Origin of the sequence: Streptomyces sp. Root1310 (genome assembly GCF_001426425.1) — a bacterium.
Classification (GTDB): Bacteria; Actinomycetota; Actinomycetes; order Streptomycetales; family Streptomycetaceae; genus Streptomyces.
Genome location: NZ_LMEQ01000034.1, coordinates 1 through 13,239 on the forward strand (window position 1 = coordinate 1; position 13,239 = coordinate 13,239).

The 13,239-nt window shown below is 72.6% G+C and carries 8 protein-coding genes and 2 pseudogenes; 1 reads left to right on the plus strand and 9 read right to left on the minus strand.

Annotation, left to right across the window (positions count from 1 at the left end; translation table 11 throughout):
• The 9 genes and pseudogenes from ASD48_RS38375 to ASD48_RS38410 form a co-directional block, all read right to left on the minus strand.
• Positions 1-1,103, minus strand: a 1,103-nt coding sequence (locus ASD48_RS38375; RefSeq protein WP_242432857.1) for a nucleotide pyrophosphatase/phosphodiesterase family protein, incomplete at both ends; no start/stop codon positions are given.
• Between the two features lies 1 nt (position 1,104).
• Positions 1,105-1,253: pseudogene (locus ASD48_RS45865) on the minus strand (alkaline phosphatase family protein); the annotation flags it as partial.
• A 65-nt stretch (positions 1,254-1,318) separates the two neighbouring features.
• Positions 1,319-2,488: a metabolite traffic protein EboE gene (eboE, locus tag ASD48_RS38380; RefSeq protein WP_057606538.1), complete on the minus strand. Its 1,170-nt coding sequence runs from the start codon at positions 2,486-2,488 to the stop codon at positions 1,319-1,321.
• A gap of 3 nt (positions 2,489-2,491) precedes the next feature.
• Entirely contained in the window at positions 2,492-3,340 is an 849-nt protein-coding gene (locus ASD48_RS38385; RefSeq protein WP_057606539.1) for a TatD family hydrolase, read from the minus strand.
• Positions 3,340-4,101: an EboA domain-containing protein gene (locus tag ASD48_RS38390; RefSeq protein ID WP_057606540.1), complete on the minus strand. Its 762-nt coding sequence runs from the start codon at positions 4,099-4,101 to the stop codon at positions 3,340-3,342. The genes ASD48_RS38385 and ASD48_RS38390 overlap by 1 nt, the downstream gene beginning before the upstream one ends.
• A 509-nt stretch (positions 4,102-4,610) precedes the next feature.
• Positions 4,611-5,435 (minus strand): annotated as a pseudogene (locus tag ASD48_RS43980) (sugar phosphate isomerase/epimerase family protein); the annotation flags it as partial.
• A complete protein-coding gene (locus tag ASD48_RS38400) occupies positions 5,432-6,511 on the minus strand; it encodes an SCO3242 family prenyltransferase (RefSeq protein ID WP_057606541.1) in 1,080 nt (359 codons plus the stop codon). The pseudogene ASD48_RS43980 and the gene ASD48_RS38400, both read right to left, overlap by 4 nt.
• A complete protein-coding gene (locus tag ASD48_RS38405; protein WP_063887547.1) occupies positions 6,508-7,611 on the minus strand; it encodes an inositol-3-phosphate synthase in 1,104 nt (367 codons plus the stop codon). The genes ASD48_RS38400 and ASD48_RS38405 overlap by 4 nt, the downstream gene beginning before the upstream one ends.
• Positions 7,612-8,559: 948 nt before the next feature.
• Entirely contained in the window at positions 8,560-9,726 is a 1,167-nt protein-coding gene (locus tag ASD48_RS38410; protein ID WP_242432868.1) for a pentapeptide repeat-containing protein, read from the minus strand.
• A gap of 711 nt (positions 9,727-10,437) precedes the next feature.
• Here ASD48_RS38410 and ASD48_RS38415 point away from each other — a divergent pair.
• Positions 10,438-12,750 (plus strand): beta-L-arabinofuranosidase domain-containing protein, encoded by a 2,313-nt coding sequence (locus tag ASD48_RS38415; protein ID WP_057606542.1) that lies wholly within the window; start codon positions 10,438-10,440, stop codon positions 12,748-12,750.
• The last annotated feature ends 489 nt before the right edge of the window (positions 12,751-13,239 follow it).

The window sequence follows — 13,239 nt, forward strand, 5'->3', positions numbered from 1 at the left end:
ACCACCGCCATGCGGTAGCGCAGGCCGAGCTTCTTGCGGGCGAGCGCACCCGCCGCCTTGACCTTCACGTAGGGATCCAGGGGATCCATGAACAGCTCTGCGGGGTCGTAGCCGGGTTTGCGGTGGATCTCCACCAGCTGCGCGAAGTCGGGCGCGCGGGCGTCGTCGAGCCAGTAGTAGTACGTGAACCAGGCGTCCGGCTCGGCCACGGCGACGAGTTCGCCGGAGCGCGGGTGGTCGAGCCCGTGTTCCTTCTTGCCCTCGTCACCGAGGAGCTCACCGACACCGGGCAGGTCCTCCAGCACCTCCCGCACGCGGGGCAGGTCCTCGGGACGCCGTACGTAGACGTGGGCGAGCTGGTGGTCCGCGACCGCGAAGGCACGGGACGTCATCGGGTCGAGGTACTCCATGCCGTCCTGGGTGTGCACYTCSAGCAGGCCCGCGCGGCGCAGGGCGCGGTTGATGTCGACGGGCCTGCTCACCTCGCCGATGCCGTACTCGGACAGCACGACGACCGTACGGCCCTCCGCCTCCGCCTCCTCCAGCAGCGGGGCCAGTTCGGCATCGAGGTCGGCGGCGGCCCGCAGGGAGCGCGGGTCCCGGGGACCGAAGCGCTGGAGGTCGTAGTCCAGGTGRGGCACGTAGCACAGGGCGAGGTCGGGGTTGCGGGTGCGCAGGATGTGGCGGGTGGCGTCGATGATCCAGCGGCTGGAGACGAGGTCGGCGCCCGGTCCCCAGAAGTGGAAGAGGGGGAAGGTGCCGAGTTTGTCGGTGAGTTCGTCGTGCAGGGCCGGGGGCCGCGTGTAGCAGTCGGGTTCCTTGCGGCCGTCGGCGTAGTAGACCGGACGGGGGGTGACGGTGTAGTCGGTGTCCGCGCCCATGGCGTACCACCAGCAGATGTTGGCGACCGTGTAACCGGGATACGCCCGSCGGGCGGCGTCCCACAGCTTGTCGCCCGCCACGAGACCGTTGTGCTGGCGCCACAGCAGGACGTCACCGAGCTCACGGAAGTACCAGCCGTTGCCGACGATGCCGTGCTCCGCCGGAAGCGTGCCGGTGAGGAACGTGGACTGCGCGGCACAGGTGACAGCCGGCAGCACGGTNCGGAAGTACCAGCCGTTGCCGACGATGCCGTGCTCCGCCGGAAGCGTGCCGGTGAGGAACGTGGACTGCGCGGCACAGGTGACAGCCGGCAGCACGGTGCCCAGCTCGGCCTGCGAACCGCGGCCGGCCAGCGCCTTGAGATGGGGCATGTGGTCCAGGAGCGCGGGGGTCAGGCCCACCACGTCCAGGACGAGCAGGGGGGTGGGGCTGGTGGTCACAGCTGCTCCTTGAGTCCGAGATCGGCCAGCAGGTCGGCCGCGAGGCGGAGTTCGGCGGCGATGCCGTCGGCGAGGGCGGCGTCGGTCGTGGGGCGGGAGCGGGCCGGCAGGGCCTGCCAGGTGTAGGTCTCGACCTCGAGGTGGCGGGTGCGCGCGTGCGGTCCGCCGAGCAGGACGCTCAGGGTGTCGCGCAGCACGTCCAGGGTGGAGGTCAGCGGTGGTGCGGGGGGTGCGTGCAGGGGGACGTGGAAGTGGGCGCGCCAGGGCACGGTGTCCGGCAGCACGCCCCCGGTCAGCGCCTGGCCGAGGTCGTCGGTGCCGTGCAGGGTCTCCACGAGGCGGGCCCGGGTCTGGTGCAGGAAGCGCGGTTCGTCGAAGGCCGCGAGTGCCGCGCGTACGGCCGGGTCGCGGGGGTCGTCGGCGTGCAGGGCCGCGGACAGCTGGGTCTTGAACACCGTGATGCCGGCCCGGTCCAGGGCGGCCAGCGCGCCGCCCGGCTCCTCGAAGCCGGTGGCGAGGTGGCAGGTGTCCAGGCACAGGCCGATGCGGTGGGCGGGCAGCGCGGCGAGCGGGGCGAGCGCGTCGGCGGTGGACTCCACCACACAGCCCGGTTCCGGTTCCAGGCCGATGCGGATCTGGCGTCCGGTCGCTTCGTACAGGTCGTCCAGGCGGTCGGCGAGTTCGTTCAGCGCGCCGTGGGCGCGGCGTGCGGCGCCTTCGTCGTAGGCGGTGCGCCAGGCCAGCGGGAGGGTGGAGATGGTGCCCTCGGTGACGTCGTCGGGCAGCAGGGCGGCAAGCAGCCGGGCCAGGTCGGTGGTGTACGCGAGCCGCTCCGGGTCGCTCCAGTCGGGCCGGTAGACGCGGTACTTGACCTCTTCGGCGCCGAAGCCCTCGTAGGGGAATCCGTTGAGGGTGACCACTTCCAGGCCGCGCCGGTCGAGTTCGGTGCGCAGCCTGCCCGGTGCGGCCGCTTCCGCCGTAAGGGCGCGGACCGCGTCGCGGGCCAACCACATTCCGATGCCCAGGCGTTCGACGCCCAGCCGACGGCGGACCGGTTCGCAGTGGGCGTCGAGCTGGGCGATGACCCCGTCGAGGGTTTCGGCGGGGTGGACGTTGGTGCAGTAGGCGAGGTGGACGGTCGAGCCGTCGGGGTGGCGGAAGCGCACGGTTCACTCTCCGCCGCGAAGCAGGGAGTTGCCCTCGTGCAGGGCGGCGGGTTCGGCGGGCTCGAGGACGAGGCGGCCGCTGAGCCCGTAGAACGCGACGGGGTTGCGCCACAGCACCTGGTCCACCTCGTCCTCGCCGAAGCCCGCGGCGAGCATGGCGTCGGCGACCTTGCGGGTCTTCAGCGGGTCGCTGTTGCCCCAGTCCGCGGCGGAGTTGACCAGCACCCGGTCGAGTCCGTACTCGTCGAGGACGGCGACCATGCGGTGCTCGTCCATCTTGGTGTCCGGGTAGACGGAGAAGCCCAGCCAGGCGCCGGAGTCCTTGGCCTCCTTCACCGTCGTCTCGTTGAGGTGGTCGAGCAGCACCCGCTCGGTGGGCAGCCGGGACTCGGCCACGGCGTCCAGGGTGCGGCGCAGTCCGGCGAGCTTGTCGCGGTGCGGGGTGTGCACCAGGGCGGGCAGGCCGTGTTCGGCGGCGAGTTCCAGCTGGGCGGCGAGCGCGGTGTCCTCGGCCGCCGTCATCGAGTCGTAGCCGATCTCACCGACCGCCACGACGCCGTCCTTGACGAGGTAGCGCGGCAGCTCCTCCAGGACGGGCAGGCAGCGGGGGTCGTTGGCCTCCTTGGGGTTCAGGGCGATCGTGCAGTGGTGGGCGATGCCGTACTGGGCGGCGCGGAACGGTTCGAAGCCCAGCAGCGCGTCGAAGTAGTCGAGGAAACTCTCCGGTGAGGTGCGCGGCTGGCCGAGCCAGAAGGAGGGCTCGACCACGGCACGGACCCCGGCTTCGTGCATCGCCCGGTAGTCGTCGGTGGTGCGCGAGGTCATGTGGATGTGCGGGTCGAAGATGCGCATCAGGCTTCCTTGGCGGCGAGGGCGAGAGCGAGGGCGTGGTGCAGGTCGTCGGGGACGGGCCGGGCGGCGGCGGTACGCTCCGCGGCGAAGTCGGCGAGCATGCGGGCGAGTTCGCCGTCACCGCGGGCGCGGTCGGCGAGTCCGGCCACGGCGGCCAGCGGCACCTGGGTGAACAGGCACTTCAGCACGGCGTGCCGCCAGGCATGGGCGGACAGGTGGGCGGCGGCATAGGGGCCGACGGCCGCCGCCACGAGCCGGGTGTCGTTGGCGCGCAGCGCGTCCTCGACCAGCGCCACACCCTGGCCGGGCGTGAGGGGCAGGTGCGGCAGGGCGAGCAGGACGGCGCGGCGTTCGGCGCCGCTGCCGTGGTCGTAGAGGCGGGCCACGGCGGCCGCGTCCGGGCGGGCGGCGCGCAGCAGCAGCACCCGGGCCGCCTCCGCGGCCTCCGGGCCGGCACACACCCGGCCGGCCGCGGCGAACCGCAGCTCCCACGGGGGGACACCCCGGCGCGACGCGGCGCCCCGGGCAGCGGGCACGGTGGTCCCGGCGCGGGACTCGGAGGCCGGGGCAGCGGGGGACGCGGTATCGCTCACGGGAAACTCGGCGGTGCCCTGGTCTGGGGATGCGGTATCCCTCCCAGGAGGCTCGGCAAGATCCTGGTGGGGCGGCGCGGCGGCGCGTGCGTCGGCGAGCGCGTCGTCGAGCCAGGCGGCGGCCTCGGAGCCGAGGCAGGCGGACAGTTCCTCTTGGATGACCGACATGGCGGGATTCCTTACGCGGACGGCGGCGGGAAGACGGTGGAGGGCGCGGCGGAAGCCGGCCCGGGAACAGCGCCCGCGCCTGCGGCCGGACGCGCGGCGGACGGCGGCGCGGACGGCAGGGCGGCGGAGGGCGGCACGGACGGCAGGGCGGCGGAGGGCGGCACGGACGGCAGGGCGGCAGACGGCGGCGCGGACGGCAGGGCGGCGGACGCGCCGGACGTTGCGGCGGGGGTGCCGAGCGATGCCGCGGAGATGCCGGGCAGCACGGCAGACGTGCCGGGCGACGTCGCAGACGCGCCGACCAGCGTGACAGGTGTCCGGCCAACGGCATTCAGCGGAGCCGGAGTTGGGCCGGCGGCGGCGAGTGCCCGGAGGGCGTTGTCGGCGAAGGGCTGGACGGGCGCCGGATCGGTAGGGGTCGGACCGGTAGAGGTGGGGCCGGTAGGCGTCGGGCCGGTAGAGGTCGGGTCGGCGGCAGGGGGCTGGTTCTCGAGGGCGGTGAGCTGGGTGCGGAGGAACGCCATGGAGGAGCGGGCGAGTTCGGGGCCGGCGTGGGAGTGGCGCGGCAGCTCGACCACGGTCAGCCCCTGGTATCCGGTGGCGTCCAGCGCGGCCAGGACGGGCGGGAAGTCGATCTCGCCGTCGCCGAAGGGCAGGTGTTCGTGGACGCCACGGCGCATGTCCTCGATCTGCACGTGCCGCAGCCAGGGTCCCGCCGCGGTGACGCAGTCCGCCGGTGGCAGCGGCTCGAGGCACTGGCAGTGGCCGATGTCGAGGGTGAGACCGAGCAGCGGATGGTCGTCGAGCTGCTCGCGCAGCCGGTGGAAACCGGCGAGCGACTCCAGCAGGTGCCCGGGTTCCGGCTCGATCGCCAGCGGAACTCCCGCCCGGGCCGCGGCGTCCAGGACGGGGGTCAGGGAAGCTCCGAGCCGTTCCCAGGCGGCGTCCTCGCCCGTGCCCGCGGGACGCACACCGCTGAAACAGTGCACCGCATGGGCGCCGAGGTCCGCTGCGACCTGCACGGCGGTGACCAGCAGCGCGCTCCGCGCCGCCCGTCCCTCGGGTTCCGCGTCCAGCAGGGTGGGGCCGTGCTTGCGGCGCGGGTCGAGGACGTAGCGGGCGCCGGTCTCCACCGTGACGGACAGGCCCAGCGCGCCGAGCCGGTCGGCGACCCGGGCGACGCGCCCGGCCAGGCCGGGCCCCAGCGGGTCGAGATGCATGTGGTCCAGCGTCAGTCCGACGCCGTCGTAGCCGAGTTCGGCCAGGACCCCCAGGGCGTCGTCGAGCCGTAGATCGGTCAGGCCGTTCGTGCCGTAGCCCAGACGGACACTCATGTGGGGCTCACCTTCCCGGCCAGTCGGCGTGCCACGGGCACGAGCCCCGCGAGCAGCGCGGCGGAGAGCGGCGCGCCGGAGCGTGCGGCGAGAGCCGCCTGGAGCGGGATCAACGCGCGGATTCCGCCGCCCACGGCCCGCTGGGTCAGCGGCGGCGACGGATTGAGCACCGCATGCACCAAGGGCCGCCCGGCCGTGACCACATAGCCGCCGGCCAGCACTGCCCGGCCGAGCCCGCCCGGCGTGCCCGGCGCACCGGATACAACGGGCACGCCGTCTGCACCGGCGGCCCCGCTCCGGCGCCACCGGGCGGCCGGTCCCGGCCGCCCATCGGTGCCGATCAGGGCGCCGAGGACGGCCGTCACACCGAGCGCGGCGAGCGGGCCGCCCCGCACACCGCCCTGTGTCTCGGCCCGCGAGACGGTGGTGAGCGCGTAGGTGTGCGCGCCGATCACGGCAGCGGGCAGCAGCGCCCGGCGCACCGCCCGGGCGGTGCCGCCCGCCGACGGTGCGGCTGCGGCGCCTGCGGCGGCACCTGAGGAGAGGCGCGCCAGGACACCGGCCCCGCTGCCCGACGGACCTGCCTGGGGATGCCCGGCCGACGCGCGATGCCGGGCCGTGCGCGGTCCGGCGGTGGCCACGGCGCCCATGAGCAGGTCCAGCCCGCGGGCCGCGGCCATCGCAGCCGGGCCCGCCGCGGTGTGCTTCAGCCGCAGGTCGTAGGCCCACACGGTGCCCGCGATAGCCGACGCGCACCATGCGGCGGGCCGGCCCGCGGCGAAACCCAGGCCCAGGCCCGCGCCCGTCAGCACGGCGGCCGCCGCCAGCGCCTGCCCGGGTGCGATACGGCCCGAGGGAACAGGCCGGTGGGGGCGCTCGGTGGCATCCTCGTCCCGGTCGGCCCAGTCGTTGAGCGCCATCCCCGCCTCGTACAGGCACAGCGAGGCACCGGCGGCCAGGGCGGTGGCGGCGCCGGGGCGCCGACCGCTCGCCGCAGCCCCCGCCAGCACGTCCCCGGGGACGGTGAACAGCGCCGAGATCCGGAGCAGTTCGGCCCAGTCACGGAGCTCGCTCATCGGCCGCCCGCCAGCCGTGCGGCGAAGGCGACCAGGGCGTCGTACTGTTCGGCGAGCGCCGATGAGCCTCCGTCGGGATCCTTGAAGTAGAAGCCCAGTTCCGGCAGACCCCCGGCGATCCCCACCTCCCGCGCGCGGGCGGTCAGCCGGGCCAGGTCGAGGACGAGCGGTGCGGCCAGCGCCGAGTCGCAGCCCTGCCAGATCGTCTGGAGCACCATCCGTGAGCCGAGGAACCCCTCGAAGGCCACGTGGTCCCAGGCAGTCTTCCACTCGCCCAGGGCGGGCACCTCGTCGATGTGCACCTCGCCCTCGGGCAGCGCGCCCAGGTTGTCCTCGAGGACCCGGTTCTTCCCGGCGTTCTTCGCCGCGGCGGCCGCCGGATCGGCAAGCGCCGCCCCGTCGCCGCCGCCCAGCAGGTTCGTCCCCGACCAGGCCCGCACGCCCAGGGCACGCTGGCGGAACATCGGCGCCAGCACCGCCCGCAGCAGGGTCTGCCCGGTCTTGCCGTCCCTGCCCGCCCACGGCACACCCGCCCGCCCCCGCAACTCCTCCAGCGCCGGATGGCCCACTCCCGCCGAGGGGGTGAAGTTGACGTACGCACAACCCGCCCGCAAGGCCGCCGCGGCATACAGCGAACTCGCCGGCAACCGCCCGTCCGCGGCCGGGACCGGCTCGGTGGAAGCTACGTTGACCACCACCGTCCGCGACAGCCCCCGGCGCCGGGTGAATGCCTCGATGTCCGCGGCGAACGCGGCTGTCAGCTCCTCGTCATCGCGGTCGTCACCCGCCACCGGCCCTCCCGGCCGTATCTCCTCGTCGGCCGCGGCGAGTTCGGCACGCACGGCGCGCACCAGCCCGTACGGCAGCACGCCCTGCTCCCCCAGCACCTCGGCCCGCTTGACCAGCGGCCAGTCGACCGTGTCATGCCCGCCGAAGACGAGAGAGGACAACTCGGGCAGCCCCGCGGCGGCGAACTCCGCGGTCTCCGTGACCAGCCCCGTCGCCGGATACAACCCCGCCACCAGCCCGGCACACCCCGCGATCACCGTCGTGGCAACCGACCCACGCGCCCCGACCAACCAGACACCCGTACCCCCCACTCCACCACCGACAGCGGCGGCACCAGCGGCGGGCGACTCGGCGAACTCGGACACGACAACCTCCCGAAACTAAGTCAGCGATGACAAACGAAAACCACCCGGGACACAGAGCACGCGGCACTCGCGGAACGCCGCCACGCAAAGGGGACGACCGGGAGCCGGAGAATGAGTTCGCGAGCGGACGAGACGGTCGGCAGGACTGTGACGCCGGCCGATCAGGGAACCCGGACCCTGCCCGACCAGAGACGACCTGCACCTCCTGACAGCCATTCGGAAAACGCCACCCTTTCCGGCGGCAACATCACAGACGGACTCCACGCCGTCCTCCGTGCCGGAATACCTGGCATTTTCCGGCCATGCTAGACCGCGCCCCCTGCGGAATGCAGGGCCCGGCCCGCTCACCCCGGGCCTTCGTGGACCAGCTCTCCAGGAGAATTCAAGTCGGCCCGGCAGTCCGCCGACGGACGGGCGACGCATGGACCCGCGGCGACCTGACACGACGGCAACAGCCCGAAGGGCGAGCGTTTCCCGGCCTCCGACGGCCCGGCCGGGCAGCCGGCCCGCCCGCCACCGGGCCGCGGCGGCCCCGCGACGAGGAGGATCCACACCACGACAGCAGGCCGGAATCCCCCCTTCCGCCGCCATGGCCGGAAACGGGCGACAGCGTCAGCCCCCTCCGCCCGACCCGCTTCCGCACACTTCACCGGCTCGCACATGCCACACCGGGCTTCGGTCCGGTTCCCTTTCGCCGCACGTGCTGGAATATCGCTGGAGAACCACTCGGCGACCGCCAGACCACACACAAAGAGTCCGGAGGGGAAATGAACACAAGGGTTCCGAGTTCCGGATGCAATCGACGCCGAATTCAACGGAAAGGAAATCCTCGGCACCACATGACACCAGGTCGGTGAAACGCGGCCGGACGCACCATCCGCGTCCGGGCCTCGGTCACGGCGTGGACCGCAGCTGCGGGTGCTGCGTCGTGATCCCCGACGGCTGGAGCAGTGGCGGGGGTTCGGGGCCGGGGTCCTCGGTGACGACGACGCCCGCGGCCGCGTGGTCGAAACCAGCCGGCCAGCGCGTGTGCTCACTGGCCAACGCGCCGGTGAGACGGGCCTGGTGCAGGTCGGCCGTGCTCAGGTCGGAGCCGCGCAGGTCGGCCAGGCGCAGGTCGGCGCGGCGGAAGACAGCGCCCCCGGCATCGGCCTTGCGCATGTTCGCCTCACGCAGGTCGGCCTCGGTGAAGTCCGCGTCACGCAGGTCCGTCTGGACGAGCCGTGCGCCCCGCAGGTCGGCGAGCACACAGCGGGCCCGGCGCAGGATCGCCGTCTTGAGGTCGGCGTGCCGCAGGTTGACCGCGACGAGGGACGCCTGGGTCAGGTTGGCGTGGTAAAGACCCGCCGCCTCCATACAGGACCGGTCGAGGTTGACCTCGTGCAGCCACAGCCCGTCGCAGTCGGCCCGGCGCAGATCCGTGACACTCAGGTTGACCCAGGACTGCTCCCGGGGTTGCAGCAACAGCACGCCGAGCCCGGTCAGCGCCACCTGGGCGTCGGCGGCCCGGACCTCCAGCGGCACGACGTCGTTGATGGGTACGTCCGTCGCCGGCGCCCCCGGCCCGGCGGGCGGCCAGGGCAGGTGTGTCCGCAGGTAGGCGGCCTGGATGGAGATGACGGCCTCGCGGTCGCGGGCGGAGTGCTCCGCGATCCGCCACAGCGCGTGGAGTCCGCCGATGCGCGTCGCCAGCTTGTCACTGCCGAGTTGGTCGACGGCCGTACTGAACCGGTCGGTGACATAGCCCTCCTGCGTGGCGCGCAAACCGTCCTGACTGACGCGCAGTTGCCGCCAGGTGGCGTACGCGCCGAACAGCACGACCATCCCGCCGACGGCCTGGAGCAGGGTGGTCCGGACGTCGTTCACCGCTTTCAGCCGGTCCTGCGCGGCGACCCTCGCGCCGGCGAGGTCGTGGTCGACCACCACACCCGGTAGGAGGACGAGCACCGCGCCCAGAACGGCCAGTCCCGCCGCCCCGGCCAGCACAGCCGCGGTCGCACGGTGTCTGACCAGCCGGACCGGCCACGGCCTGCGCCCACGGTACAGCTCCCCCGTCTCCATGGGCATGGAAGCGTAGGCGCGGCACAGAAAACGATCAAGACCTGACACTGCCGAGCCTGGCACACCAAGTCTCCCAATTGACAATCGAGTTGACGATGATCCGCTGAAATCACGGCACGAGGGTGTTGGTCGGCTCGTTCGGGCGTCTATCATCCCTGCTTGCCGAAGAGTCGACCAATGTTCGGTATCACGAACGACTCACGAACAATACGATCGCCGGTGCGGGTGAGCCGTCCGTACCGGAACCGGAGTCCGCGTCTGCGCGCAAGGCGCGCCGCACAACGGTGCGCCCTGCCCCGACGACGACACCGACCGAGCCGCTACGTCAAGCCCAGCAGGGAGCGCTGATCCGGCATGTCCTGGCTCCATCACCTACACAGCGGTGAGCACCGGGCGGTTCGAACCGGCGACACCGTGATCACGACCAGGGCTCACCGGACTCGAAGGAGGAATCCGGGGGTTCAGGAGAGTCCGGGGGCCCGGGAGACTCCGGGGGCTCGGGCGCGGACCGGCTAGTGACTGTCCGGGCGCCCAAGTGCCCGCCCCTGCAGCCGGGTTCGAGAACCTCCGCCCCGAGAACGCCGTCGAGGCCCTGTCCGTCGGGCAGCGCTTCGAAGGCCGCGGACGGCCGTTCCCCTCGCGGATGCCCCGCCGCTTCCTCCCTCCTCCCGTCCTCATCCCCGCTCCTCCGATCAAGGAACAGGTGGAACGATGTCCTCCTCACTCAGCAGACGGCGTCTCCTGCAAGCGGCCGGAGTCACGCTCGCCTCCTCCGCGGCGGGTCCTCTCGCCGGCGCCTCTCCCGCCCGGGCGGCCGTCCCTCCCGCCCGTGCCGACATCGGGGTCTCCGCGTACTCCTTCGACTTCGGCCAGGTGCGGCTGACCGCGAGCCGCTGGCTGGACAACCAGAACCGCACTGCGGCCTACCTGCGGTTCGTGGACGTGGACCGGCTGCTGTACACCTTCCGCGCCAACCACAGGCTCTCCACGGCCGGCGCCGCCGCCAACGGCGGCTGGGACGCACCCGACTTCCCCTTCCGCAGCCACGTCCAGGGACACTTCCTCACCGCCTGGGCGCAGCTGTACGCCGTCACCGGGGACTCGGTCGCCCGCGGCAAGGCGGTCACCATGGTGGCGGAGCTGGCCAAGTGCCAGGCCAACAACAGCGCCGCCGGATTCAGCGCCGGCTACCTCTCCGGCTACCCCGAGTCCGACTTCACCGCTCTCGAACAGGGCACCCTGAGCAACGGAAACGTGCCGTACTACACGATCCACAAGACGCTCGCCGGACTCCTGGACGTGTGGCGCCTGATCGGCAGCACACAGGCCCGGGACGTCCTGCTGGCTCTGGCGGGCTGGGTCGACACCCGCACCGGCCGGCTCACCGGGGCGCAGATGCAGGCGATGCTGGGCGTGGAGTTCGGCGGCATGAACGACGTTCTGTGCGACCTCTACCAGCAGACGGGCGACGCCCGGTGGCTCACCGCCGCCCAACGCTTCGACCACGCCGCCGTGTTCGACCCGCTGGCCGCCAACCTGGACCGGCTGAACGGGCTGCACGCCAACACCCAGGTCCCCAAGTGGATCGGCGCCCTGCGCGAGTACAAGGCCACCGGCACCACCAGGTACCGGGACATCGCCACCAACGCGTGGAACATCGCCGTCGGCTCCCACACCTACGCCATCGGCGGCAACAGCCAGGCCGAGCACTTCCGTGCGCCGAACGCGATCGCCGCCTACCTGAAGCAGGACACCTGCGAGAGCTGCAACACGTACAACATGCTCAAGCTCACCCGTGACCTGTACGCGCTGACCCCGGACCGTGCCGCGCTGTTCGACTTCTACGAGCAGGCGTGGCTGAACCACATGATCGGCCAGCAGAACCCGGCGGACGCCCACGGCCACGTCACCTATTTCACCCCGCTCAACCCGGGCGGCAGGCGCGGTGTGGGCCCGGCCTGGGGCGGCGGCACCTGGAGCACCGACTACGGCACCTTCTGGTGCTGCCAGGGCACCGGCCTGGAGATGCACACCCGGCTGATGGACTCCATCTACTTCCGCAGCGACACCACGCTCACCGTGAACCTGTTCGTGCCGTCGGTGCTCACCTGGTCCCAGCGCGGGATCACCGTCACCCAGACCACCTCGTACCCGGTCGGCGACACGACCACGTTGACGGTCACCGGCAGCGCCGCCGGCACGTGGGCGATGCGCATCCGCATTCCGGGCTGGACCACCGGAGCCACGGTCAGCGTCAACGGCGTCGCACAGAACATCGCCACCACCCCCGGTACCTACGCCACCCTGACCCGCACCTGGGCGTCCGGTGACACCGTCGCGGTCCGTCTGCCCATGCGGGTCGTCCTGCGGCCCGCGCCCGACAACGCGAACACCGCCGCGGTCACCTACGGGCCGGTCGTGCTGGCCGGCGACTACGGGGACAGCGCGCTCGGCACACTTCCGCTGCTCAACACCGCCAGCATCGCGCGTACCAGCAGCACGTCGCTCGCCTTCACCGCGACCGCGGGCGGCTCCGCCGTCGACCTGGGCCCGTTCCACGACGCGCACGGCTTCAACTACACCGTCTACTGGAACACCGGCGGCACGGCCTCGGTACACCTCGTCAACGCGGCCAGCAACCTGGTGCTGGGCGTCCAGGACATGTCCACCGCCGACGGCGGCCTCGCCCTCCAGTGGACCGACAGCGGCACCGCCGACCACGACTGGGAGATGATCCCCGACGGGACGGCGGTCCGCCTCCGCAACGTCAACAGCGGCAAGGTCCTCGGTGTGCTGAACATGTCCACCGCGGACAACGCGAGCGTGCTCCAGTGGACGGACAACGGCACGGCGGACCATCAGTGGACGCTGCTCGACCAGGGCGACGGCACCTACAAGATCCGCAATGTCCACAGCGGCAAGCTGCTGGCCATCGCGGGCAACTCCACCGCCGTCGGCGCCTTCGCGGTCCAGGCCCCCGACGACGGCACCGCCGACAACCGGTGGCGCATCGTGAGCGCCTGACCGACGGCCCCGGGTTCCGCGTGGCTGCCCGGCGCCGGCCCGGACAGCCACGGCGAAGAGCACTCGGCGCGGTGTCTCCGTCCGGGCCGTGGCATGGGAGCCGCTGGGCGGAAGGCGGCTCCCATGCCACGGGTTACGGGGATCAGAGGCGGACCGTCGTCCAGCCCCGAAGCGTGGCGTCGTAGTAGGCGTTGGGACGGGTGCGCTTGCCGTCGGGCAGGGACCGGAACTCGGAGGAGTATGCCTTGAACGCCGCCACCGACCGGGTCAGGCAGTTGTCGGTCAGCAGGTAGTAGGCGCGGTAGGTACTGCCTCCGGGGACGAACGTTCGCGGCCCGTCGACCGGACCCCGTCCGCGGCACGGGCACGGGCACGGGCACGGGTCGAACGCGGTGTCGCCCGGTTGTGGCTCGGATCGGGTTTCTCATGCGGCCCCAGGCCATGGCCGCACCGCCCACACGTCCGGGCGAGTCGGTCTCGGGAACAGGC

Coding starts and splice junctions, on each gene's coding strand:
- ASD48_RS38400 (WP_057606541.1), bottom strand. CDS start 6,511: ATGAGCGAGCTCCGTGACTGGGCCGAACTGCTCCGGATCTCGGCGCTG.
- ASD48_RS38390 (WP_057606540.1), bottom strand. CDS start 4,101: ATGTCGGTCATCCAAGAGGAACTGTCCGCCTGCCTCGGCTCCGAGGCC.
- ASD48_RS38415 (WP_057606542.1), top strand. CDS start 10,438: ATGTCCTCCTCACTCAGCAGACGGCGTCTCCTGCAAGCGGCCGGAGTC.
- ASD48_RS38410 (WP_242432868.1), bottom strand. CDS start 9,726: ATGGAGACGGGGGAGCTGTACCGTGGGCGCAGGCCGTGGCCGGTCCGG.
- ASD48_RS38385 (WP_057606539.1), bottom strand. CDS start 3,340: ATGCGCATCTTCGACCCGCACATCCACATGACCTCGCGCACCACCGAC.